General features: G+C 68.5%; 23 protein-coding genes and 1 pseudogene. 19 read left to right on the top strand and 5 right to left on the bottom strand.

Annotated features, from left to right (window positions below):
* Window positions 1–6: 6 nt before the first annotated feature.
* From DPR14_RS11915 to DPR14_RS11905, 3 genes are all read left to right on the top strand, one after another.
* Entirely contained in the window at window positions 7–489 is a 483-nt protein-coding gene (locus DPR14_RS11915) for a thioesterase family protein (RefSeq protein ID WP_192499434.1), read from the top strand.
* Between the two features lie 2 nt (window positions 490–491).
* Window positions 492–1,457, top strand: a complete 966-nt coding sequence (gene choX, locus DPR14_RS11910) for a choline ABC transporter substrate-binding protein (protein WP_158045330.1) — start codon at window positions 492–494, stop codon at window positions 1,455–1,457.
* A gap of 79 nt (window positions 1,458–1,536) precedes the next feature.
* Window positions 1,537–2,391: an alpha/beta hydrolase fold domain-containing protein gene (locus DPR14_RS11905; protein ID WP_192499433.1), complete on the top strand. Its 855-nt coding sequence runs from the start codon at window positions 1,537–1,539 to the stop codon at window positions 2,389–2,391.
* Here the strand turns inward: DPR14_RS11905 and DPR14_RS11900 are convergent.
* The 4 genes from DPR14_RS11900 to DPR14_RS11890 all read right to left on the bottom strand — a co-directional run bounded on the left by DPR14_RS11900 (window position 2,375) and on the right by DPR14_RS11890 (window position 5,678).
* Window positions 2,375–3,442: a GlxA family transcriptional regulator gene (locus tag DPR14_RS11900; RefSeq protein WP_158045328.1), complete on the bottom strand. Its 1,068-nt coding sequence runs from the start codon at window positions 3,440–3,442 to the stop codon at window positions 2,375–2,377. The genes DPR14_RS11905 and DPR14_RS11900 overlap by 17 nt on opposite strands.
* Before the next feature lie 46 nt (window positions 3,443–3,488).
* Window positions 3,489–4,634 carry a Na/Pi cotransporter family protein gene (locus tag DPR14_RS11895; RefSeq protein WP_246149211.1) on the bottom strand — a complete coding sequence of 382 codons (1,146 nt, stop codon included), beginning with the start codon at window positions 4,632–4,634 and terminating at the stop codon, window positions 3,489–3,491.
* A gap of 29 nt (window positions 4,635–4,663) precedes the next feature.
* Window positions 4,664–5,161 (bottom strand): Na/Pi symporter, encoded by a 498-nt coding sequence (locus tag DPR14_RS28200; RefSeq protein WP_246149209.1) that lies wholly within the window; start codon window positions 5,159–5,161, stop codon window positions 4,664–4,666.
* Between the two features lie 139 nt (window positions 5,162–5,300).
* Window positions 5,301–5,678: a tellurite resistance TerB family protein gene (locus tag DPR14_RS11890; RefSeq protein ID WP_158045327.1), complete on the bottom strand. Its 378-nt coding sequence runs from the start codon at window positions 5,676–5,678 to the stop codon at window positions 5,301–5,303.
* A 107-nt stretch (window positions 5,679–5,785) separates the two neighbouring features.
* Between DPR14_RS11890 and nfi the strand changes: the two genes are divergently transcribed.
* From nfi to DPR14_RS11805, 16 genes and pseudogenes are all read left to right on the top strand, one after another.
* Entirely contained in the window at window positions 5,786–6,451 is a 666-nt protein-coding gene (gene nfi, locus DPR14_RS11885) for a deoxyribonuclease V (RefSeq protein ID WP_158045326.1), read from the top strand.
* 171 nt (window positions 6,452–6,622) lie between these two features.
* Window positions 6,623–8,563: a methyl-accepting chemotaxis protein gene (locus tag DPR14_RS11880; RefSeq protein WP_158045325.1), complete on the top strand. Its 1,941-nt coding sequence runs from the start codon at window positions 6,623–6,625 to the stop codon at window positions 8,561–8,563.
* Between the two features lie 20 nt (window positions 8,564–8,583).
* Window positions 8,584–10,203: a chemotaxis protein CheW gene (locus DPR14_RS11875; protein WP_158045324.1), complete on the top strand. Its 1,620-nt coding sequence runs from the start codon at window positions 8,584–8,586 to the stop codon at window positions 10,201–10,203.
* On the top strand, window positions 10,200–11,321 hold the full coding sequence (gene cheB, locus DPR14_RS11870; protein WP_158045323.1) for a chemotaxis-specific protein-glutamate methyltransferase CheB: 1,122 nt from the start codon (window positions 10,200–10,202) through the stop codon (window positions 11,319–11,321). The genes DPR14_RS11875 and cheB overlap by 4 nt, the downstream gene beginning before the upstream one ends.
* A complete protein-coding gene (locus DPR14_RS11865; protein ID WP_158045322.1) occupies window positions 11,312–11,923 on the top strand; it encodes a HEAT repeat domain-containing protein in 612 nt (203 codons plus the stop codon). The genes cheB and DPR14_RS11865 overlap by 10 nt, the downstream gene beginning before the upstream one ends.
* Window positions 11,924–11,928: 5 nt before the next feature.
* Window positions 11,929–12,804 (top strand): CheR family methyltransferase, encoded by an 876-nt coding sequence (locus tag DPR14_RS11860; RefSeq protein WP_192499432.1) that lies wholly within the window; start codon window positions 11,929–11,931, stop codon window positions 12,802–12,804.
* On the top strand, window positions 12,797–13,189 hold the full coding sequence (locus DPR14_RS11855; RefSeq protein ID WP_158045321.1) for a response regulator: 393 nt from the start codon (window positions 12,797–12,799) through the stop codon (window positions 13,187–13,189). The genes DPR14_RS11860 and DPR14_RS11855 overlap by 8 nt, the downstream gene beginning before the upstream one ends.
* The gene (locus DPR14_RS28195; RefSeq protein ID WP_158045320.1) at window positions 13,186–14,337 is read left to right on the top strand and encodes an Hpt domain-containing protein; all 1,152 of its coding nucleotides are present in this window, start codon (window positions 13,186–13,188) and stop codon (window positions 14,335–14,337) included. The genes DPR14_RS11855 and DPR14_RS28195 overlap by 4 nt, the downstream gene beginning before the upstream one ends.
* A complete protein-coding gene (locus tag DPR14_RS27390; protein WP_246149206.1) occupies window positions 14,334–15,446 on the top strand; it encodes a chemotaxis protein CheA in 1,113 nt (370 codons plus the stop codon). Before DPR14_RS28195 ends, DPR14_RS27390 begins: the two co-directional genes overlap by 4 nt.
* Window positions 15,443–15,676 (top strand): hypothetical protein, encoded by a 234-nt coding sequence (locus tag DPR14_RS11835; protein WP_158045319.1) that lies wholly within the window; start codon window positions 15,443–15,445, stop codon window positions 15,674–15,676. The genes DPR14_RS27390 and DPR14_RS11835 overlap by 4 nt, the downstream gene beginning before the upstream one ends.
* 216 nt (window positions 15,677–15,892) lie before the next feature.
* Window positions 15,893–16,276 carry a response regulator transcription factor gene (locus DPR14_RS11830; protein WP_158045318.1) on the top strand — a complete coding sequence of 128 codons (384 nt, stop codon included), beginning with the start codon at window positions 15,893–15,895 and terminating at the stop codon, window positions 16,274–16,276.
* Window positions 16,273–16,920 carry a chemotaxis protein CheX gene (locus DPR14_RS11825; protein WP_158045317.1) on the top strand — a complete coding sequence of 216 codons (648 nt, stop codon included), beginning with the start codon at window positions 16,273–16,275 and terminating at the stop codon, window positions 16,918–16,920. Before DPR14_RS11830 ends, DPR14_RS11825 begins: the two co-directional genes overlap by 4 nt.
* Window positions 16,917–18,344 (top strand): sensor histidine kinase, encoded by a 1,428-nt coding sequence (locus tag DPR14_RS11820; RefSeq protein ID WP_158045316.1) that lies wholly within the window; start codon window positions 16,917–16,919, stop codon window positions 18,342–18,344. Before DPR14_RS11825 ends, DPR14_RS11820 begins: the two co-directional genes overlap by 4 nt.
* Window positions 18,345–18,459: 115 nt before the next feature.
* A complete protein-coding gene (locus DPR14_RS11815) occupies window positions 18,460–19,380 on the top strand; it encodes a bestrophin family protein (RefSeq protein WP_158045315.1) in 921 nt (306 codons plus the stop codon).
* Window positions 19,381–19,708: 328 nt separating this feature from the next.
* Window positions 19,709–20,647 (top strand): annotated as a pseudogene (locus tag DPR14_RS11810) (DUF3182 family protein); the annotation flags it as partial.
* Window positions 20,631–21,425: an alpha/beta hydrolase family protein gene (locus tag DPR14_RS11805; protein ID WP_158045314.1), complete on the top strand. Its 795-nt coding sequence runs from the start codon at window positions 20,631–20,633 to the stop codon at window positions 21,423–21,425. The pseudogene DPR14_RS11810 and the gene DPR14_RS11805, both read left to right, overlap by 17 nt.
* Here DPR14_RS11805 and DPR14_RS11800 read toward each other — a convergent pair.
* A complete protein-coding gene (locus DPR14_RS11800) occupies window positions 21,420–22,055 on the bottom strand; it encodes a hypothetical protein (RefSeq protein WP_158045313.1) in 636 nt (211 codons plus the stop codon). The genes DPR14_RS11805 and DPR14_RS11800 overlap by 6 nt on opposite strands.
* Window positions 22,056–22,098: the final 43 nt, after the last annotated feature.

Genomic DNA, 22,098 nt, shown 5'->3' with positions numbered 1-22,098 from the left:
GGGCCCTTGCGTCTCCACCGCGCCCGCGTTGTCCCGGAATGGATCGATTACAACGGCCACCTCAGCGAAGCCTACTACGTGCTGATCTTCGGCCATGCGACGGACGCGCTGCTAGACGCCATCGGCATGGATGGGGGTTTCCGGAACCGGACCGGACGCTCCGTCTACACGGTGGACGCCCGCATCCTCTATCTGGGCGAGATCGCCTGCGGCGATGAAGTGGAAATCCGCACCTGGGTCGCGGGCGCCGATCCGAAGCGCATGCTGGTCCACCACGCGATGCACCGGACCGGATGCGACCGGCCGGCGGCGCAGACCGAACTTGTGTTGCTTTCGGTGGCCCGGCCCGGCCCGCGCGCGAGCCCGTTCGATCCCGCCGTGTTCCGCATCATCCGGTCGCTCGCCGAGGCCGGCCGGGCCCGCTGCCCCGTCCTGCCGGACCGCTGGATTCCGCCCCCATCCGAATCAGACCGCAAACAGGGAGATTGAACATGACTCTGAGAACCGCCCGCCTGATGGCCGCCGCCGGTATCGCCCTGTGTGGCGTCTCCCTGTGGCCGGTCGCGGCCCCGGCGGCCGAGCCCGACGAATGCAGGACGGTCAGGATGTCCGATCCGGGCTGGACCGATATCACGTCCACGACCACGACGGCCTCGGTCATCCTGTCCGCCCTGGGATATCAGCCGAAGGTCGTCAATCTCTCGGTCGCCGTTTCGATCGAAGGGCTTCGCTCCAAGAACATCGACGCCTTCCTCGGCAACTGGATGCCCGCGCAGGAGGAGATGACACGGAAATACATCGACGGCGGCCAGATCGATGTCGCCGCCGTCAACCTCGAGGGCGCCACCACGACGCTGGCGGTCAACAAGGCTGCGGCCGACGCCGGCGTGAAGACCTTCGCCGACCTCGCGAAGCATGCGGAAAAGTTCGACCGCACCATCAACAGCATCGAGCCGGGATCGTCGGCCAACGCGAAGATCCAGAAGATGATCGATGACGGCGCCTATGGGTTGGGTGACTGGAAACTGGTCGAATCCAGCGAGGCGGCGATGCTTGCCGCGGTCGAACGCGCGGCCCGGCGCGACGAATGGGCGGTGTTCCTGGGCTGGGCTCCCCACCCGATGAACGTGAAGCTGCCGATGGGATACCTGGACGGCGGGGAGGAGTATTTCGGCCCCAACCGTGGCAGCGCCACGGTCCGTACCCTGACCAGGGCCGGGCTCGCCGAGACCTGCCCCAACCTCGGAACGTTCCTGGAGCAGCTGGTGTTTTCCATCCCGATGGAAAACGAGATGATGGTCATGATCCTGAGCGACAGGATGGCCCCCGGAAAGGCCGTGGAGCAGTGGATGCGCGACAACCCGCAGGTGCTGGATGGCTGGCTGGCCGGGGTCACCAGCTTCGACGGAAAGCCCGCCCTGCCCGTCGTCAAGTCGGCTCTCGGCATTGCCTCCTGACCGGTTCGCTCCCGGGGTCGCCGAAGCGCAGCGCATTGCCGCAGGGTGCGCACCTCCCGCGGGCGACGGAATAGCGGGCATGCGCAGCGCCTACGAGAAGGAACGGTCCGGGTGGAACCGCCCGGTCATCGACCTGCATTCCGTGACCGACGCGGTGCTGGATCTGGATGGCGGTCCGTTGGGCATCCGGGTGTACCGCCCGGACGCCGGGGCCTCCCTGCCGGCGCTGGTGTTCCTCCACGGCGGCGGTTTCGTCGTCGGCTCGCTGGACTCCCACGACCGGATCATGCGGCAGCTCTGCCGCCGGTCCGGAGCGGTGGTCGTCGGGGTGGATTACCCGCTCGCCCCCGAAAATCCGCATCCGGCGGCGCTCGACAGGATCGAACAGGCCCTCGTCGCCGTTGCGGACGGCGCGCGTGTCCACGGCATCGATCCCGGCCGGCTGGGGATCGGCGGCGATTCCGCCGGCGCCCATCTGGCGCTCGCCGCAGCGCTCCGCCTGCGCGACAGGCGGCCGGAGGCCGTCAAGTTCATGCTGCTTTATTACGGGCTCTACGGGTTGGAGGAGTCGGAGCCCCGCCGGCGCTTCGCCGACCCGGTCTACGGGCTCTCCCCCGACGAACTGCAGTTCTACCAGGCCAGCTACCTGGGTTCGAAACCGGCTCCCGGCGGGAAAGCCATGGACCTCCTTGCGTCCGACCTGGCTGGCCTGCCGCCCGCCTTGGTCGGGGCCGCGGCGCTGGACCCTCTGCTCGACGACAGCCTCGCCCTTTCCGACGCCCTGCGGAATGCCGGCGGACATGCCGACCTGCGCGTCTACGACGGTGTCCCCCACGGCTTCCTCCACTGGAGCCGGCTGGTCCCGACCGCCGTCCAGGCGCTGGAGGACGGCGCGCGTGCCGTCGCGGCCAGCCTGTTCATGCCCCCATCCTGACCATGGTGGCGGCGACCGCCGGCTGGAGCCGTGCCGAGGCCCTGTCCCGGCTGGGGCTGGCCCCGGCATGGCGCCGGTATGTCCGGGAGAAGCCCTCGTAGCTGCCGAAACCGCAGGCGACCGCGATTTCCGCCAGGGAATGGCCGGAGTACAGCACCAGCGAACGTGCCCTCTCGACCCTCAACCAAAGATAATAGCTGGTGGGAGACTGGCCGAGCGCCGCGTGAAACAACCGCTCCATCTGCCGCAGCGACAGCCCCGCCCGCTCCGCCAGGGCATGGAGGGCGAGGGGTTCCTCCAGGTTCCGCTCCATGATCCGGACCGCGGCGGCCAGCTTGGGATGGCAGACGCCGAGCCGCTGGGGCACCTCGGCCCGCTGGCTGGAACCGGCGTCCCTGATGGCGGGATGGATGAACTGCTCCGAGACGGCCACGGCGACGCGGTGGCCGCAATCGATGCGGATCAGGTGAAGCATCATGTCCAGCGCCGCCGTTCCGCCCGCGCAGGTCAGCCTCCTGCGGTCGATGACGAATATGGACGGTTGCACCTCCACGCGGGGATACTGCTCTGCAAGGCTGTCCAGGCACTCCCAATGGGTGGTGGCCGCATGGCCGTCGAGCAGGCCGGTGCGGGCCAGCAGAAGGCTGCCGCTGTCGATGGCGCCCAGGATGGTGCCCTGCCGGTCGAACCGGCGGAGCGGAGAGGCCAGCGCGTCGCTGAAGGATTGCTGCGGATCGAAGCCGGCGCACAGGATCAGCATGCCGGGCGGCTCGACTTCTTCAAGCCGCCGGTCCGGTACCAGCGTCATGCCGTTGCTCGCCATCACCGTATCGCCTCCCGCCGAAACGGTGGACCAGCGATAGCAGGACCGTCCCAACAACTGGTTGGCGACCCTCAGCGGCTCAACCGCGCAGGTGAAGGCCAGCATCGAGAACTTGGGAAACAGCAGGAAGGCGATGTCCCGGCCGTTCTGCCCCAAAGGTGGCGCACTCTCGACGGACGGCATCGCGTTCAGGCCCGAAGCCGGAGGAAAGGTCGAAGCATCGTCCATTCTGCCGACAAGCCGGGGGCGTCGCGCAAGGGGATTTCAGCGTATCCTACGCCTGCCCAACCTTCCCGGACCGGGGAAGCCGGATCAGGCGCGACGGCCGAAGCAGGTTGTTGCGCTCCAGCAGGGGATGGGCGATCGCCGCGAAATGGGCATCGATGCGCTTCAGGTCGCGCACCGCGTCGAGGTGCAGGCTGCTCGTCTCGGCCTGCGGGCCCGGCTCGGGCGGATGGGCGAACTCGTTCTCGGCCGCCGCGCGTTCCAGTTCGCGGAACCTTTCCTTTCCCTCGACGAGCCTCAGGGCGGACTGCAGATCCTCGGCCATGAAGACGGTCACCGCCAGCCGGAGCTGCGCCAGCAGGTGGTCGTGCATGGCGCCGGCTTCCTCGACCTGCTGTTCGGTCAGGCACAGGCGCCGGCGCATGCGCTTGCCGGCAAGGTCCAGGACCCCCTTGTCGATGATGTCCCCGGCGTGCTCCAGGTTGAGGGCGACGGTCTGCACATGGGCCAGCCTCGAGCATTCCTCGTCGCTGAGTTCCCGCTGGCTGAGTTCGGCCAGGAAACGCTTCAGCGCCCCGTTCAGCCGGTCGAGGATATCGTCCTTGCGGCGCAGCTCGTCCAGCAGCCGGTGATCGTCGCGGCGCAGCAGCTCCCGCGAGCCCTTCAGCATTTCCTCGACGGTGTCGGCCATGCGGAAAGCTTCCCGCGCCGCATTGGCGAGCGCCACCCTCGGCGTGTCGAGCGAGCCGGTATCAAGGTATCGGGGGCTTCCGGCGTCCTCCGGCACCGGGCGGTCCGGCAGGACCCGCTCCAGAAGCCTGGCCTGCAGCGACAACGGCAGGATGAAGACGGCCGCCAGCGCCAGATTGAAGACGAGATGGAATGTCACCGCGAGCCAGGCGGGATCCTGACCCGCCAGAAGCGGATGATCGAGCAGCGCGGGCAGCAAGGGAAGGACGGCGATGCAGCCGATCAAGCGGTTGGCGATGTTGCCGACCGGCAGGCGCAGCGCGCTGCGCTCGCCCGAGGCAGCTGCGAGCAGCGGGTTCAGCGCGCTGCCGAGATTGGCGCCGAGCACCATGACCAGGGAGGCGAAGGGCGTGATCAGCCCGGTGCCGGCCAGCGAAGCGATCACCAGGATGGCGGCGACGCTGGAGTGCATCGCCCAGGCGGTCAGCGCCGCGATTGCCAGCACGGGCAACGGCTCCCTGGTCAGCGCCGCTATCAGTTCCTTCGCCTCGGGGAAACGCCGGTCGGCACGATGGTCTCGACCAGCAGGTGCAGGGACAGAAGGACGAGCCCCAGGCCGATGATGATCCGGCCAAGATTCCGGCTGCGCGTCCTGTTTCCGGTCCTGAAGATCACCAGACCGGCGAATATCAGCACCGGATAGACGACCGTGACGTCGAACGAGAGGGCCCAGGCAACCAGCGCGGTGCCGACATTGGCGCCCAGCATCACGGCCAGCGCCGGGACCAGTTCGATCAGGCCGCCGCCCAGGAAGGAGGTCGTCATGAACGCGGTGGCGGTGCTGCTCTGAAGCGCCAGCGTGACGCCGATCCCGGCGAGGCAGGCGGCCAGCCGGTTCCGCAGGGCCCGGCCGAGCAGACGGCGGAGGTCGCCGCCGAAGGCGCGCAGCACGCCGCTCCGCACCATGTGGACGCCCCAGAGCAGGAGCGCCACTTCGCCCAGAAGCTCAATCAGCGCGTGCGTCGCAGGCATCGCGGGCATTCTGAAACCCCTACCCGTTCCGGATCAGCGGGTTCTTGTTCGTTGCTTGAATGATAATCGGTCACCCGCCCCTGTTGTTCCATTCGTTACGATCCTCGCGGCGCCCCGGTCCGGCCGTCAACAGCCTGTCTCACAGTCCGAACCGGGTCGGGCTCAGGTTCAGCGTCTCGCAGACCCGGCGCGCGGCGGCGACCTGCGCCGGGGCCAGCTCCTCCTCGGGTTCGCAGTCTCCCAGCAGGGTCTCCATTAGTTCCGTCGCCGCCCGGGCGTCGCCCTTGACCGGGTGCAGGGCCTGGAGGGCGGCCATTTCCCCTTTCCGCCGGTTTTCCCGGAGGTGGGCGAGATGCCGATCGAACGCCTCGGCGGTCCCGCTGCCGGCCTTCGCCACCCGCGCGCGGACGGCCCCGGCATCCGCTCCCTCGGCAATCGCCAGCAGTGCCGCCGCCGCGGCCAGCGCGGCACTCCTCTTGTCGTCGTCCATATACCCCCCGTGGAAATCGATCGGCATGCCTGACCCGCCTCCTGCAACATGCCCGCCGGGAAAAAGGCTCATGGTCACACTCCATCCGCCCGTCACGCCGAGACGGCCCGCGGCCTTCGCCTGTTGGGCCCGTGATGGAAGAATTCACGCTCGATCCCTGGCCGACCACCGAGGCCGAGGCGCGCATCGTGCAGGAGGATCTGCGCGGCCGCGTCGTGACCCATGACGATCTCGCCCCGCTCGGCCGCATCGCCGCGGTCGATGCCCATTACAGCGAAGCCGACGGCCTGACCTGGGCGGCCGTGGCGGAAATCGACCCGCGGACGCTGGAACTGACCCGTTCCGTCCTGCTGGCCCGGCCGACGGTCTTCCCTTACGTACCGGGTTTCCTGTCGTTCCGCGAGGTTCCGGCCATGGCTGCCGCAGTCGGCCTGCTGCCGCGGCCGCCGGACCTCCTGATCGTCGACGGACAGGGCCTGGCGCACCCCCGACGCTTCGGGCTTGCCTGCCATCTGGGCGTGATGACCGGCCTTCCGGCCATCGGGGTAGCCAAGTCGCGGCTGGTGGGCCGCTACGAGGAGCCGGGGCGCGAGCGCGGCTCCTCCTCGCCCATGTTCCACCGGCGGGAACTGGTCGGAGTGGCGCTCCGCACCCGCGACGGCACCAACCCGCTCTTCGTTTCCATCGGGCACCGGGTGAGCCTGCCCACCGCCGTGGACCTGGTGCTCCGCTTCACGCCCAAGTGGCGCCTGCCGGAGCCGATCCGCCTCGCGGACGCCCTCTCGCGGATGCACCGATGACATGAGCGATCCGTCCGCGGGCGTGTACCACTTTGAATAACAATGGGAATACCGCTACAAAGAGCGCTTGCGGCGCAGGGGCGATACTTTATCTTGGCACCGGGTTCCTGACAGGGTGCGATTCAGGGTACGGTGATCCAGGCCAGACCTGCCGAAGCGAGGGGCTCTCCGATGGCGCTTATCAAGAAATCGACGTTCGACAACAGGCGCCCCGCCGACCAGGCGGATAACGCGACCGCCCGCGCCGGGACGGCCCAGCCGCTTCCCCATGCGACGCCGCAGCGGGCCCGCGCCCGGACCTATGCACGCCAGCAGAAGATCGCGGAGCGGATCGCCGCCGCCAGTTCCGAGATCGCCTCCTCCACGACCGAAGCCGCTTCGGCCGCGGAAGATCTGCGGCGCAGCATGGAGCAGATCGCGGGCGGCGCACAGCAGGCGTCCAGCGCCGCCCAGGAGTCGCTTTCCGCTGTCAGCAACATCGCGACGCTGCTGGCGAGCGCACGCACCATGGCGACCGCGTCGCGCCAGAAGACCGAGTCGCTGCAGGCGCTGCTGGGAGAGACCGGCGTGCAGATCACCTCCTCGGTAGGCGGCATCGCGGCGGCGGCCCGGCGCCAGACCGCCACCGTCACGCTGATCGAGGAGTTGAAGGAGCTGGCGTCCAGCATCGGCTCCGTCGTCCGCACCGTCGGCTACATCGCCGACCAGACCGACCTGCTGGCGCTCAACGCGGCGATCGAGGCGGCCCGCGCCGGCCAGGCGGGGAACGGCTTCGCGGTGGTGGCGGACGAGGTGCGGGCCCTCGCCGAGGTCGCGGAGAGGAGCGCCCGGGACATCACAGATCTGGTCGGGACGATCCAGGAAGAGATCGGGGCCCTGGCGGCGGCGATTACCGCGACGGCCGACATGTCGATGCTCGAAGTCGAGAACGGCGCCAGGGTGGTCGCCACCATCGAGCAGGTTCGCGCCGACATGGGCGAGCTCGCCGGGAACAGCCTCGACATGGTGGCCGCATCCCAGGAGGCCGAGCGCGCGTCGGTCGAGGTCCAGCGCGGCGCCGAGCAGATCGCCGCGGCTGCCGAGGAACAGTCGGCCGCCACGGAGGAGTCCCTGCGCAGCTTGGCCGAGCAGAGCCTCGCCCTGGAGCAGGCCCAGCTCGCGGCCCAGGAACTGTCCCTGCTGTCCGAAGAGCTGCGCCAGACCAGCGACCTGATCCGCAGCGCCGAGCAGGTCGCGTCGGCGTCGGAGGAACTGTCCGCGACCGTCCAGGAACTGTCGGGAGCCGCCGTCCAGATCATGACGGCGGTCGACCAGATCGGCCGCGGCTCGGCACAGCAGGCCGCCGCGACCCATCAGTCCAGCACGGCGCTTCGTCAGATCGAGGCGGCGACACGCCGCACCCGCGCCAGCACCGCCGGGGCGGTGGAGCGGTCGACCGCCATGTCGGCGCTACTCGCCGAGGGGCGTCGGAACATCACTTCGCTCATCGACGGCGTCGGGCAGGCCGTCGTCCGGACCCGCGACAGCCTCGCCCGCATCGGTTTGCTGGAGCAGATTGTCCGACGGATCGAGAAGATCGTGGACGGCATCAACACGGTGTCGATCCAGACCAACATGCTGGCCATCAGCGGCTCGGTGGAAGCCGCGCGCAGCGGCGACGCGGGACGGGGTTTCGCCCTTGTATCCTCGGACATCCGGAGCCTGGCCCGTGATTCGGCCGAGAACGGCGACCGGATCAAGGATACGGTCCGCGCGATCCAGGACCAGGTCCTGGCGGTCAGGCGCGAACTCGAACTGACCCTGGCGGCGAACGAGGTCGAGGTCCAGAAAAACCGGGACATCATCGCGACGTTCGGCGCGGTCGAGGCCGACATGGCGACCGTCCGGAAGAGCAACGAAGCGATACTCCGGGATGCCGACGTGATCCTGCAGGCGGCGCAACAGGCCTCGCTCGGCACCCAGGAAGTGGCGGCCGCGGCGGAGCAGGCCAGCAGGGCGACCGCCCAGGCGGCGACGGCATCCCGGCAGCAGGCGCGCGGAGCGGAGGATCTGGCGGCGGCGATCGAGGAGATGGCGTCCCTCGCGGACGAGCTCCAGAACTCGGCCGGCTGACGTCAGGCCGGAACGCCCCGATGTCCCCGCTCTCCTCCGCACAGGCGCTCGCAGCCGCACCGGCGGCCCCGGAAACCCGGGACGGCCCGCAGCACCTCGTGTTCCGCATCGGCGACCTCAGCGCCGCCCTGCCGCTCCGGGAGATCCGGGAAATCGTCCGCCGCCCGGACGTCCTGGACGTTCCTTTGAGTCCCCCGGCCGTGGAGGGGCTGATCAACCTGCGCGGCACGGTCACCGTCCTGCTCAACATGCAGCGCATGCTGGGGCAGCCGGCGTCACCCGCGGGCGACGGAGGGCGTGTCATCGTCCTGGATGCCTGCGCGCGCGTCGGGCTTCATGTCGATCAGGTCACCGGCATCGTCGCCCTGGCGCACGGGCAGGTCGAGCAGGCCGACCAGACCGACGAGCTGGACCTGTTCTCCGGCATGGTTCCGGGAAATGGAGACCAGCCGTCGATCTCGGTCCTGGCGCTCGAAAGGGTGCTGCGGCGGGTTTCCGCGGCCGTCGCCCGTCCCGCCTCGCCGGTGGGTTCCAGAACCGCGGCGGCCGGTGCCTCGGCCGGGGCGCATCCCCTTCCGGAACGGGCATCGGAGACGGCGGGGGGCGCCACCCGCATGCTGGTGAGCTTCGAGGCCGACGGCGAGGAATATGCCGTACCGGTGTCCGCAGTGGACGAGATCATTCGCCCGCAGGCGAAGATGACCCGCATGCCGCACCCCGACGGCCACCTGCTGGGCGTCGTCACGGTGCGCGGACGGCTCGTCCCCCTGTTCGACCTGCGCACGCTCCTGGGGCTGCGGCCTACACGCCCCGAGCGGGGAGAAGCCGGCGCGACCAGGATCATCGTCCTGTCGTTCGGCGGACTGCGGGCCGGGCTCCTGGTCGACCGGGCCCGCGAGATCCTGCGCGTGCCCGCCGGCCAGATCGATCCGATACCCCCCCTGTTCCGGCAGGATGCCGGGGAGATCGAGGCGATCTGCAGGCTCGACCAGGGCCGCAGGCTTGTCTCCATCCTCGACCCCGACCGCCTGTTCCGGTCGGAGGCGGCGCGGCGCGGCCTCGCCGCCCATTCCGATCACCCGCACCCCGACACCCTGCCCGACACCCTGGAGAAAGGCATGGCCTACCCTGCGGCCGTCACGGAGTCTTTCGTGATCTTCCGGCTGGGCAATGCCGAATACGGCCTTCCCTCGTCCTGCGTCGAACAGGTGGCGGGCGTGCCGGATCAGTTGACCCCGGTCCCGAAGGCTCCCGACTTCATCGAGGGGGTCATCAACCACCGGGGCAGCGTGCTGCCTGTGATCGACCAGCGGCGCCGCTTCGCCCTGTCCGCGGCGGTTCCGGCGCGCAGCCGGCGCATCGTCGTCGCGACCATGGGTGCGGCGCGCGCCGGCATCCTGGTCGATGCGGTGACCGGCGTCCTGAAGGTACCTGCCGGGGCGATCGAGCCGGCGCCCGATCTTTCCGCGGAGCAGATGGCGCTGATCTCCCGCGTGGCCAACATGGGCGGACGGATGATCCTGCTGCTGGACCCCGGGCACCTGCTCGACCGGCATGAGGCGGACCAGCTCTCGACGCTCGGCGGCGCGGCGTCCGCCGGGGCCGCACTCCCCGGGCAGCCGTCCGACGCGCCGCCATGATCCGTCTGCTCATCATCGACGATTCGGCGCTGATGCGGAAACTCCTGGCCGGCATTTTCGAGCAGGAAGGCGATTTCGAGATCCGGACGGCCCGGAACGGCGCCGAGGCACTGGTTCTCGCCGGGAGCTTCGCTCCCCACGTCGCGACGCTCGACATCAACATGCCGGTGATGGACGGACTGACCTGCCTCAGCCGCCTCATGGTCGAGACGCCGCTTCCGATCGTCGTCGTGTCGTCGCAGACGCCGGAGGGCGCCGAAACCACGCTGGAGGCGCTGGCGCTCGGCGCGGTCGACGTGATCGCCAAGCCGGCAGGCACGGTTTCCCTGGGCATCGACCGGATCCAGCCGATGCTGGTCGAAAAGGTGCGGGCCGCGGCGGGCGCCCGGCTGCGGCCGACGCTGCGGCTCGCCGACCGGATCCGCCATGCGATGAGCCGGACGGCTTCGCCGGACCAGCCGGCGCCCGCCGCCCCGCCCGCAAGGCACCGCGCCGACCAACCAGACCCGACGGCAGGTCTCGTCCTGATCGGCGCCTCGACCGGCGGGCCGCAGGCTCTCGAAACGATCCTGACCGGCTTCCCCGAGGACCTGCCCTGGCCGGTGCTGGTGGCTCAGCACATGCCGGCCAGCTTCACCGGGGCTTTCGCCCAGCGGCTGAACCGGATCTGCCCCCTGCCCGTCTCCGAAGTCCGGCAGCCCACGATCCTGCTGCCCGGCCATATCCATGTCGCGCGGGGCGACGCCGACCTGATCGTCGCCCGGCGGCCGGCCGGACTGATCGCCACGCCGGTCCCCTCCTCGCCGTCCCACCGTTGGCACCCGTCGGTCGATCGGATGGTGACCAGCGCGCTCAACCATGTGCCCGCCGGACTGCTGGTCGGGGTGCTGGTCACCGGCATGGGAGACGACGGCGCCGCCGCCATGGCGCGGCTGAGCGCGGAGGGCGGCCAGACCATCGCCCAGGACGAGGACACCGCGGTGGTCTGGGGAATGCCGGGCGCCCTGGTCAGGCTCGGAGGCGCCGATGACGTCGCCCCGCTGCCGGATATCGCGCAGTCCGTCGCCAGGGCCGTTGCCCGGGCCTGCTCGCATACCAGGGAGGCGACATGCCGCTGATCCGCGGCAGCCCGCCCGACGCCGCGCGGGAAGATTCCAGGTCGCCCGGAGCGGCCCGCGACGACCTGCGGAGCGACGATCCCCTGGTCCGCAGGCGCGCGGTCCGCAGGCTCGGCGACGGTCCGGAAGCCGTGGCTGCCCTGATGACGGCGCTTCGAACCGAAAGGGAGCCGGCCGTGCGCGAGGCGATCCTCACGGCCCTCGCCGCCCTTCCGGACGCCGCCGGGCCGCTGGCATCGCTGCTGCGATCGCAGGATGCCGGGCTGCGCAACGGCGCGATCGAAGCCCTGCAGACCATGCCCGGCCCGGCGCGGCTCCTGCTGCCGGGTCTGCTGTCCGACCGCGATGCCGACGTCCGCCTGCTGTCCGCCGAGATCGCCCGCTGCCTTCCGGCCGGCGAGGCCACGGCGCTGCTGTGCGGCTTGCTGGAACGGGAGAACGACGTGAACGTCTGCACCACCGCCGTCGAGATCCTGGCCGAGATAGGCACTCCGGACGCCGTGCCGGTGCTGCGCGGGCTGACCCGGCGGTTCCCGACGACGCAGGTCTTGGGTTTCGCGGCGGACGTCGCGGTAAAGCGCATCACGGGCGCGCAGAACTGATCGCCATGCCCGCCGACAAACCGGACCGGCCGGACAGCACCGAAATCCGGATCGCGGACCATGAGTTCAGGCGGTTCCGCGACTTCCTCTACCGCCGGACCGGCATCGTCTTCAGCGATGCCCAGCGGGCCTATGTGGAGCGCCGCCTGACCGACCGCATCCTCGCCGCCGGCTCGCGCAGCTTCTCCGAGCATTTCGCCCGCCTGCTGGTCGAACCGGACGAACTGGAGCGCCTGATCTCCGCCTTCACGGTCAACGAGACCTATTTCTACCGGGAAGATTATCAGCTCCGCTGCCTGACCTCCAACCTGCTCGACCGGATCACGGCGCGAAAGCGCCGCGGCCAGCCGATCCGCCTGTGGTCGGTCCCCTGCTCCACCGGGGAGGAACCCTACTCCATCGCCATCTGGCTGCTGGAGAACTGGTCCCGTGTGGACTCCTGGGATATCGAGATCATCGGCTCGGACATCGACGTCAGGGCCCTGGATGCCGCGCAGGACGGCGTCTATTCGGAACGCTCGCTGATGCGCCTGCCCCGTCCTCTGGTCGCCAAGTATTTCACGGCTATGGATGGCGGCCGGTATCGCATCGACGAGGCGTTGCGGGGATCGGTCCAGTTCAGCCAGGTCAACATCATCGATCAGGCGGATACCGGCCGCTGGCGCGACATCGACGTGGTCTTCTGCCGCAACGTGCTGATCTATTTCGACGACATGGCCCGCCGTACCGCCGCCAACAATCTCTACGACTGCCTGGCGCCGGGCGGCTATATTTGCCTGGGCCATACCGAATCCATGAGCCGGATATCGCCCCTGTTCCATGTCTGCCGGTTTCCGGAGGCCATCGTGTACCAGAAGCCCTGGGAGGACAGCCATGCCTGATCGGCCCGCGCGGCCGCGCGTTCTCGTCGTCGACGATGGAGCCTTGATCCGCCTTTTCTATCGCGAGACGCTGGAGGCCGCCGGCTTCGAGGTGGTCGAGGCGCTCAACGGGATCGAGGCGATGGAAAAGGTCCTGTCCGAACCTTTCGACCTGCTGGTCGTGGACATCAACATGCCGAAGATGGACGGCGTGTCGTTCCTCCGGAACCTGCGCGGCGAGACCGGTGCGGCGGCGGCCGTCCCCGCGCTGGTGATCTCCAGCGAATCGGGTGAGCAGGACGCCGAGGATGCGCGGGCGGCCGGGGCGAACTACTATCTGGTCAAGCCGGTCGCCGCAGCCGACCTCGTCCTTCATGTCGCCGTGCTGACCGGAGTTCCGGCATGAGCGCACTTCTCGAACAGTTCCTGTCGGAAGGCCGCGACCTGATCCAGGAGGCGACGAGGGGATTGATCGCGCTTGAACGGGCGCCGACCGGCGACGTGGTCGCGCAGGTGTTCCGCGCCTTCCACACCCTGAAAGGATCGTCCGGCGTTTTCGATGTCCCGGCAATGACCCGGATGCTGCATGCGGCGGAGGATATCCTCTCAGCCGTCCGCGGCGGGCGCGCGGCGATCGACCCGGAGTTGATCGACCTGCTGCTGGAGAGCCTCGACCGGACGGCCATGTGGCTGGAGTCGCTGGAGGTGCAGGGCGCCCTGCCCGGGGACGCGGACGCGGCGGCATCGGACCTGATCGACCGTCTGCGCCGGTGCGCCGTGGGAGAAGCGGACACGGCGGCTCCGGCCGCCCTGGCCCCGGACGGCTCGACCTCGGACGGCCTGGCGGTCTTCACCGAGGCCGAACGGTCCGCCGCCCTGGACCTGCTCCGCCAGGGCGCTGCCGGGACCGGCGCCTTCAGGATCGTCTACGATCCCGATCCCGGCTGCTTCTTCAATGGCGAGGACCCGCTGAAGCTGGTCGGCCGCCTGCCCGGTCTGGCCGCCCTGCGCATCTCTCCGCGCGATGACTGGCCGGCACCGGAGGCGCTCGACCCTTTCCTGTGCAACCTGCGGATCGACCTACTGGCCGTGGGCGAGGAAGCGGCGATACGGCATCCGTTCCGCCTCGCCGCCGACCAGGTCCATATCACTGCGGTCGATCCCGATGCCCTCGGCGCCGAACCCGCTTTCCCCCAGCCGCCCGCCGATATCGTCGGCGCCGTCCTGGCCGAGCAGCGGCGGCTGCTCTCCGCGGAGACGCCGACGGGCGACGTTCCGGGACGCTGGGGGGCGGCGGCGGCCGCCGCCGCCAATGCGCTGCGCCACGGGTCCCGCGGGGATCTCGCGGACGCCGTCATGGCGGCGCTCGCCCGGTCGCTGGAACGGCACGACCGCGCCCCGCTGGCGGAGACCCTGGACCTTGCCATACGCTCCCGGCAACCGGCCGCCCCGCGCGAGCGGGATACCCCCGCCCCGTCCCCGTCCCCTCATCGCGCCTGCTGCGGGTCGACGAGGCGCGCATCGACCGTCTCTTCGCCCTGGTCGGGGAAATGATCGTCGCGAAGAATTCGCTGGGGTGGCTGGCCGGGCGGGCGGCACGGCCGGCCGGGTCCGGGGACGTCGTCCGGCCGCTGCAGGACCTTCACGCCACCATGGACCGGCTGGTGCGGGATATGCACGATGCCGTGGTGCGGATCAGGATGGTGCCGGTCGGCCAGGTCTTCGACCGGTTCCCCCGGTTCGTCCGCGACCTGTCCCTTCGCCTCGGGAAGCCGGTCGACCTGGTGATCGAGGGTGAAGGAACCAGCGCCGACAAGACGGTGGTCGAAGCGCTTTACGAACCGCTGCTGCACCTGGTCCGCAACAGCCTGGACCACGGCATAGAGTCGCCCGAGGAACGCCGCCGCCACGCCAAGCCGGATCGCGCCACCCTGACGCTGCGCGCCTTTCACGCCAACGACCGGATCGTGGTCGAAATCGGAGACGACGGGCGCGGCATCGATATCGCTGGGATCGGGCGCAAGGCGGTGCAGGCCGACGTGATCGGCGAGGCGGATCTGGCGGCGATGGAGGATGCCGAGGCGACCCGCCTGATCTTCACTCCCGGTCTCTCGACGGCGGACGAAACCTCCGACCTGTCGGGGCGCGGCATGGGCATGTTCGCGGTCCGCATGGCGATCGAAAGGCTCGGGGGCGGCATCGCCGTGGAAACCGCGCGCCACCGCGGCACGACCATCCGGCTCGAACTGCCGCTGACCCTGGCGCTGCTGCGGATCGTCACGGTCGAGGCGGGCGGGAGGCGGTTCGGCGTTCCGCTGGACGGTGTCGCGGAAACGATCCGGCTGCCCGACGATCGCGTTCAGCGGATCAAGGCGCAAACGGCATTCGCGTGGCGGGACCAGGTGGTTCCGCTGCATTCCCTCGCCCGTCTGCTGGACCTGGGTGATGACGCCCCGTCACGCCCCGAAGGCAGGATGGTGCTGGTGATCGAGACCGACGGGGGTGTGTTCGGCCTTGAGATCGACGGGATCGGCGAGCGCCTCGAGATGGTGCTCCGCCCGATGGACGGCGTCCTGGCCGATATTCCGGCGTATCTCGGGACCACCCTGCTGGGCGACGGCCGGGTCCTGCTGATCCTGAACCTGAAGGAGATCCTGCCATGAGCGTCCGCGTCGCCGGCGGGATCATCGTTCTGGAAGGCGATTGCCAGGTCGATGAGGCCGAACCGCTGCTGGAGTTCCTGCTGGCGAATCCCGGTGCCGGGGTCGACTGGTCCGGCTGCACGCATCTTCATACCGCCTTGCTTCAGGTGCTTGTTGCCATCCGGCCGAAGATGCTCGGCTCTCCCGATTCGGAGTTCCTTCAGAAGTGGATACTGCAGACACTAAATTAGCATTGAAACGGAATATTCATTCCTCTTGACAAGGATGTGAAGGCAGTTCATTTGCACTGCCACATTCATCTGGAATCCCGCCGGACGGGGTTGCATTATTTGTTATCAATGTGCCGGCCCAGGATACGCTAAGGTCGAATTGGACGACAGGTCCCTCTCTGAAGGGGTGTGCGATCGGAGCGGTGGGCTGGAACGCACGTTTGGAGATTTGAGAGTATGGCGCGTACCGTACTGGTTGTGGATGACAGCAAGCTGGCCCGTATGGTCGTCAAGCGCATCCTCGAGAAGACCCGATCGGACTGGGAGATCGTGGAAGCGGCCAGCGCGCAGGAAGCTCTCGGCCTGCTGGCCGACAAAGGTATCGATATCGCCCTGATCGACTTCAACATGCCGGATCGCGACGGCCTGTCCCTGGCCGAGGAAATGCGCGCCGCCAACCCTGACATGCCCATGGCGATCATTTCGGCCAATGCGCAGGATGCGATCCTCGCCCGCGCGCGGGAACTCGACACCGCCTTCGTCGAGAAGCCGCTGACCGAGGAAAGTTTGGCCGCTTTCCTGTCCGGAGCCGCCCTCAAGCTAAGGCGCGCAGGCAAATGACGCAGGACGACGATGGCGGCAAACTCCTGCTGACCGAGCTGGAACGCGATGCCCTGACCGAGATCATCAATATCGGCGTCAGCCGGGCCGCCAAGAACCTCGGCCGGATGGTCAAGGACCAGGTCCACCTGTCCGTTCCGCGCACCGAGATCATGAGTCGGGACCAGGCCGTCGGCTGGCTTTCGAACCGGGAGAACAGCAGCCTGATCGCCGTCGGGCAGAACTTCCGCGGCTCCTTTTCCGGCCAGGCCCTGCTGATCTTCCCGGAAGCGAAGAGCCTGGAGCTCGTCCGCACCATCCTGGACGATGGGCTGTCCCTCGAAGAGATCGTGGACCTGGAGCAGGAGGCGCTGGCCGAGGTCGGCAACGTGGTGCTGAACGGGTGCCTGGTCGTCATGGCCAACATGCTCAAGCAGGCGCTCGACATGTCACTGCCCCGCGTGATGCGCGGCAGCAGCCAGGTGGTGCTGCTGGGCGCCGATGCGGACGACCCCGGCGAAATGGTCATGTTCCTGACCATCGACTTCGCCGTGCGCGCCCGCAACATCAACGGCTACATCGCCCTCTTCATGGATTTTCCGTCGCTCAGCGCGATCAAGTCGCTGATAGGCGACTATATCGACGGACTTGAAGACAAAGAATGAGCCCGTCGTCCGACTCCCTCCATCACGGCAGCCTCGTGCTGGATGCGCTCGACTCCGGCATCATCATCCTGGGCGGGGATCATCGCGTCGTGACCTGGAACGTCTGGATGGAGCGCGCCACCGACGTTGCCCAGGCGACGCTGGTCGGGCGGTCGATCTGGGAAGCGTTTCCGGCGCTGCTCGACACGCGGTTCGGCGACGCGATCAACGATGCGCTCCAGGCCGGGGCATCCAGCATCCTGACCCACTCGCTGCATGCCAAGTTGCTTCCCCTGCACCTGCCGGACGGACGGCCGCTGCTCCACGACCTTATCATCCGCCCTCTTCCATCCCCGGCCGGCCGGGAATGCCTGATCCAGGTCAAGGACGTCACGGTGACCGTCGAGCGCGAACGCCTGCTGCGCGAAAGGCGGGACGCGCAGTACAGGGCGGTCGTCGACACGGCGCAGGATGCCATCGTCACGACCGATGCCGGGGGGACGCTGCAATGGATGAACTCGGCCGCCCAGCGCATCTTCGGCCTCGGCCCGCATGACGCCGTCGGACAGGACATCGCCCATCTGCTGTCGCCCGGCGGGGATGTCCCCTGGCCACGCAACCAGGATGCCCTGGCGCTTCAGGAGACCTCGGCGCATCCGGTCGAACTGACGGTACGGCGGCACGACGGAGCGGTGCTGAACCTCGAACTGTCGCTGGCGCGCTGGCAGAGCGAGAACCGGAACTTCGTGACCGGCATCCTGCGGGACGTGACGGAACGCCGGCGCGTCCGGGACGCCCTGGAACAGGCCGTGGCGGACAAGACGGTGCTTCTCCGGGAGATCAACCACCGGGTCAAGAACAGCCTGCAGCTCGTGTCCGGGCTGCTGAACCTCCAGATGGCGAGTCTCAGCGACAAGTCCGCCCGCTCGCTGCTCAAGGAGGCATCCGACCGGATCTCCGCGGTGGCCCGCGTACATCATCGCCTCTACCAGGCCGACAGGTTCCGCACCCTGGACTTCGCGGCCTTCCTGCAGGAAATGTGCGACGATCTGGTCCAGGCGTCGGGCGAGCGCGTCTGCACCATCGAACTCGCGGCCGATCCGCTGGAAGTGAACATCGATCACGCCGCTCCACTCGGCCTGATCACGAACGAGTTGATCACCAACGCGATCAAGCATCGCGGCACCGATCCCGCCGTCATCAGCGTCTCGCTGGAATGCTGGGCGGACGGCTACGGGCTGTCCGTGAGCGATCAGGGACCGGGACTGCCCCCTGGTTTCGATGCCGCCAAATCGCGGACCTTGGGCATGCGCATCGTCACGGCGCTGACGCGCCAGATCGGCGGCATGATGGAGATCCTGCCGGTAGCCCGCGGAACAAACTTCCGCATCACCGTGTCCAGCCGCCAGCATTCCTGCACCGATCCGGAGGACGGCGCTCCCTGATCACGGGACCGTCGGGCACGAAGTCCTGATCGTCCGCCGGCGGTTCCACCCGGAGCCGGCACGGCAACGACGGCCACGGCCGACTGTTCATCATGACCGCAACAACGAGACCGTCATGATCGTCCGCAACCGTCCGTCGGCCTTTCAACTGTTCTTCATCATGAAGGGGTCGATCGTCCCGCGCATAAAATGGCAGGTGCTCTCCACCGTCGCCGTGGCCTTCCTCGTGACGCTGGCCCATGGCACCCTATTCGATCACAAGGTGACGCTGACTCCCATTCCGTTCAGCCTGATCGGGCTGGCGCTCGCCATCTTCCTGGGGTTCCGCAACACCGCCACCTATGACCGCTGGTGGGAAGGACGCAAGCTCTGGGGTGAACTGTTGATCGGCGCCCGCTCGGCGACGCGGCTGGTCGTCAGCCATGCGCGGCCGGCGGCGCAGGATGCGGAACGGCCCCGCATCATGGTCCGGCGGCTGATCGCGTTCGCCTACGCCCTCAAACACCATCTGCGCGGGACCTGGGACGACCAGAGCCGACGGTACCTGTCCGAGGCCGACGCAAGGACCATGGCGGCATCGGCCAACGGGCCGGACCACCTGCTGCACCTTCTCAGCCGGGATGCCGCGGCGCTCGGCGCGGGCGGCCGCCTGGACCCCATGCTGCTGGCGCAGCTTGAGCAGAACCTGACCGTCTTGGCGGGAGTCCAGGCGGGCTGCGAGCGCATCCGGCACACGCCGCTGCCGTTCTCCTATTCCCTGCTGCTCCACCGCACCGCATATCTGTACTGTTTCGCCTTGCCCTTCGGACTCCAGGACACCACCGGCTTCATGACGCCCTTCGTCGTCGGGCTGGTCTCCTATACCTTCTTCGGGCTCGACGCCATCGGAGACGAGATCGAGGAGCCGTTCGGCCTTCTGCCGAACAACCTTCCCCTTGAAGCCATGTGCCGGCGCATGGAGATCGACCTTCTGGCCGCCCTGGGCGAAACCGACCTGCCGCCGCCGCTGCAACCGGTCGATTACAGCCTGGCTTGATTCGCCTTCGATGCCGGAACGTTCTTCACCAACGCCGATTGTAGGAGAAGGCGCGCCGTCCGTGGTCTTGCGGAAGGCACCGGATGAGGAGATGGTCCTGCACGATGAACGCGAGGACGGGATCGGACGCCGCCTTCGGCGAGGGCGGGGATGAGCGAAGGGCTTATCGGGGAACAGTGGTCGCAATTCCCACCCTGGCCAGCCGGAGCCGGCACGAAGCGGAAACGGCCGCGCTGATCGCCCGCAAGCTGGCGCAGGTGAAGAACTTCCGTTATGCGGGGATTTCGAGCCATCCGGGCGTTACGCTCCGCCGCTATACTACGTCCCCGACGACACCCTGGTCGGTACGGATATTGCCGACCAGCTTGCCATCGCGACCGAGGACGACCTGTTCGGCGGCATCGTGCCATATGCCTTCGTCGCCACCAAGGCCATCTCCCACCCGACTGTGGAACCTGGCGCCGCGGCACCCGTGGGCTGGTCGCATGAATTCGGGCACCGGATCCGGGACGCTGTTCTGCCCGGTTTCACGGTGTTCAGCGCCGCCGACGCCGATGTGGCGTGCCGCCGCCTGCTGGCCGAGGGACCGGTCCGGGTCAAGCCCGTCCGGGAGAAAGGCGGCAGGGGCCAGACGGTCGTGCGCGACGCCCGCGAGCTGGCTCCCCTGGTTGAAGCCGTCGATCCGCAGGAGCTCGCGACATACGGGCTGGTGCTGGAGGAGAATCTGGAAAAGGTCGAAACCCGCAGCGTCGGCCAGGTCCGCGTCGCCGATCTGGTCATCAGCTATTTCGGGACCCAGCGGCTCACGCCCGACAACCACGGCAACCTGGCCTACGGCGGCACCGACCTGCTGGCGGCGCGAGGCGGCTTCGACAGCCTGCTGTCGCTGCCGTTGCCCGACGGAGCACAGGAGGCGGTCGCCCAGGCTCGAATCTATGACGGCGCGGCGATGAGAAGTTTTCCGGGCATGATCGTCTCGCGCCGGAACTACGACATCGCGATTGGATTGGTCGGCAACGGCAGGCGCCGTACCGGCGTGCTGGAGCAATCGTGGCGCATGGGCGGAGCCAGCGGCGCCGAGCTGGCGGTGGTCGAAGGCTTCCGCGCCGACCCGTCAGCCCGCGCGCTACGCGCCGCGACGATCGAAGTCTACGGCGAAGGCTATTCGCCGCCGCCGGGCGCGACAGTCTATTTCAACGGCATCGACGACCGCACCGGCCCTCTCCTCAAGTACAGCATGTTGGAACCCCATGACGACGACCGATGAAGCGATCGACATCCCTGTCGGCGGCCAGAGCATCGCCGGAACCCTCGTGACGCCGGAAACCTCCTTGCCAGGCGTGCTGTTCGTCCATGGCTGGGGCGGAACCCAGGAACATTATCTGGCGCGGGCGCGAGAGATCGCGACGCTGGGCTGCATCTGCCTGACGATCGATCTGCGCGGGCACGGGCGGACCGAAGGACAGTACGAGACCGTGACGCGCGAAGAAAACCTGAACGACCTGCTGGCCGCCTACGACACGCTCGCACGCCACCCTTCGGTGAATGCATCGGCGATCGCGGTGGTGGGCAGCAGCTACGGCGGCTACCTCGCCACCATCCTCACTTCCCTGCGGCCGGTCCGATGGCTGGCCCTGCGCGCACCCGCTCTCTATCGCGACGAGGACTGGGCCTTGCCCAAGCAGCGGCTGAACCGCGACGAGATAGCCGCCTATCGCCGGAAGCGGGTACGGCCGGAGGACAACCGCGCCCTCGCCGCCTGCGCAGCCTACGAAGGCGATGCGCTGGTCGTCGAATGCGAGCGCGACACCATCATCCCGCACCCCGTCATCGCCAACTACCGCACCGCCTTCGACAGGAGCCGCTCCCTGACATACCGTGTGATCGCGGATGCCGATCATGGACTGACGGAAAAGGCCTGGCAGGCGGCCTATACCTCCCTCCTGGTCACCTGGGCGGCCGAGATGATCCTGGGATCACGCAGCAACGGCGGCGCTCCCCCGGCGCAGGCCCGGACCTGGCCCATCCGCCGATCGGCCTCATAGCGGCGGCTTGAACCCGTCCGTCCCCACGGCCACCATGTCGGCTTCCAAGGAGCCATCGGATCCTTTCTCCGCCGAAGGCACGAAGATCTGGGCACCTTTCCGCAGAAGGTTATGGTCGGCCTGCGCCAGGGCCATCACCGTGGCCTCGGGCGGAATGACGACCGTGGAGCCCCCTTGGGGGTAGGAGAGAGCGACGACCTGCCCGTCCGGCCCGCTCTCGACGCTTCGGACGACGCCGTTCCTCATGGTGCTGTCCGGGGTCAGGTCCCAGGTCAGATAGTCCGAGCTTTCGCCCGTGGCACCCTGCGGATAGACCACCACGACCGCGGCCTTGATCCTCTCCTTCTGCTCGGAGGCGCCGGCAGCCCCGATGAACGCTTCGGTGGCTACCGACTTGGCGTCCGTCGGGGTCAGGGTGAAGACCTTCGCGTCGGGAGCCAGCTTCAGTTCGGTCACGCCGCCGTCGCGGTTCTGAACGGTGACGCGGCCCGCCTCGACGCCGGAGATTTCGCCCCGCACCCGGATGGGCATCGTATCGGTCGAGGACATGGTCTGCGCGGCAAGGCTCCCGCCCGCGAGCACGAGGGCCAGTGCCAGGACGGGCGGAAGCAAGCCGGGACGTTCCAACATGTTCTTTCCCCATTGATTGCGCGGCCCTGCCAAGGGGCCGATG

The sequence above is a fragment of the Skermanella pratensis genome (genome assembly GCF_008843145.1).
GTDB lineage: Bacteria > Pseudomonadota > Alphaproteobacteria > Azospirillales > Azospirillaceae > Skermanella > Skermanella pratensis.
This window is presented reverse-complemented; position numbering and strand designations above follow the sequence as displayed.

Bases quoted from the DNA above. Each gene is read 5' to 3' on its own strand.
- DPR14_RS28195 (WP_158045320.1), top strand. From the start codon at position 13,186: ATGAGCGCACTTCTCGAACAGTTCCTGTCGGAAGGCCGCGACCTGATC.
- DPR14_RS11800 (WP_158045313.1), bottom strand. From the start codon at position 22,055: ATGTTGGAACGTCCCGGCTTGCTTCCGCCCGTCCTGGCACTGGCCCTC.
- DPR14_RS11890 (WP_158045327.1), bottom strand. From the start codon at position 5,678: ATGCCGATCGATTTCCACGGGGGGTATATGGACGACGACAAGAGGAGT.
- DPR14_RS11835 (WP_158045319.1), top strand. From the start codon at position 15,443: ATGAGCGTCCGCGTCGCCGGCGGGATCATCGTTCTGGAAGGCGATTGC.
- DPR14_RS11860 (WP_192499432.1), top strand. From the start codon at position 11,929: ATGCCCGCCGACAAACCGGACCGGCCGGACAGCACCGAAATCCGGATC.
- DPR14_RS11815 (WP_158045315.1), top strand. From the start codon at position 18,460: ATGATCGTCCGCAACCGTCCGTCGGCCTTTCAACTGTTCTTCATCATG.
- DPR14_RS28200 (WP_246149209.1), bottom strand. From the start codon at position 5,161: ATGCCTGCGACGCACGCGCTGATTGAGCTTCTGGGCGAAGTGGCGCTC.
- DPR14_RS11905 (WP_192499433.1), top strand. From the start codon at position 1,537: ATGCGCAGCGCCTACGAGAAGGAACGGTCCGGGTGGAACCGCCCGGTC.
- DPR14_RS11865 (WP_158045322.1), top strand. From the start codon at position 11,312: ATGCCGCTGATCCGCGGCAGCCCGCCCGACGCCGCGCGGGAAGATTCC.
- cheB (WP_158045323.1), top strand. From the start codon at position 10,200: ATGATCCGTCTGCTCATCATCGACGATTCGGCGCTGATGCGGAAACTC.
- choX (WP_158045330.1), top strand. From the start codon at position 492: ATGACTCTGAGAACCGCCCGCCTGATGGCCGCCGCCGGTATCGCCCTG.
- DPR14_RS11830 (WP_158045318.1), top strand. From the start codon at position 15,893: ATGGCGCGTACCGTACTGGTTGTGGATGACAGCAAGCTGGCCCGTATG.
- DPR14_RS11880 (WP_158045325.1), top strand. From the start codon at position 6,623: ATGGCGCTTATCAAGAAATCGACGTTCGACAACAGGCGCCCCGCCGAC.
- DPR14_RS11820 (WP_158045316.1), top strand. From the start codon at position 16,917: ATGAGCCCGTCGTCCGACTCCCTCCATCACGGCAGCCTCGTGCTGGAT.
- nfi (WP_158045326.1), top strand. From the start codon at position 5,786: ATGGAAGAATTCACGCTCGATCCCTGGCCGACCACCGAGGCCGAGGCG.
- DPR14_RS11825 (WP_158045317.1), top strand. From the start codon at position 16,273: ATGACGCAGGACGACGATGGCGGCAAACTCCTGCTGACCGAGCTGGAA.
- DPR14_RS11900 (WP_158045328.1), bottom strand. From the start codon at position 3,442: ATGGACGATGCTTCGACCTTTCCTCCGGCTTCGGGCCTGAACGCGATG.
- DPR14_RS11875 (WP_158045324.1), top strand. From the start codon at position 8,584: ATGTCCCCGCTCTCCTCCGCACAGGCGCTCGCAGCCGCACCGGCGGCC.
- DPR14_RS27390 (WP_246149206.1), top strand. From the start codon at position 14,334: ATGATCGTCGCGAAGAATTCGCTGGGGTGGCTGGCCGGGCGGGCGGCA.
- DPR14_RS11855 (WP_158045321.1), top strand. From the start codon at position 12,797: ATGCCTGATCGGCCCGCGCGGCCGCGCGTTCTCGTCGTCGACGATGGA.
- DPR14_RS11805 (WP_158045314.1), top strand. From the start codon at position 20,631: ATGACGACGACCGATGAAGCGATCGACATCCCTGTCGGCGGCCAGAGC.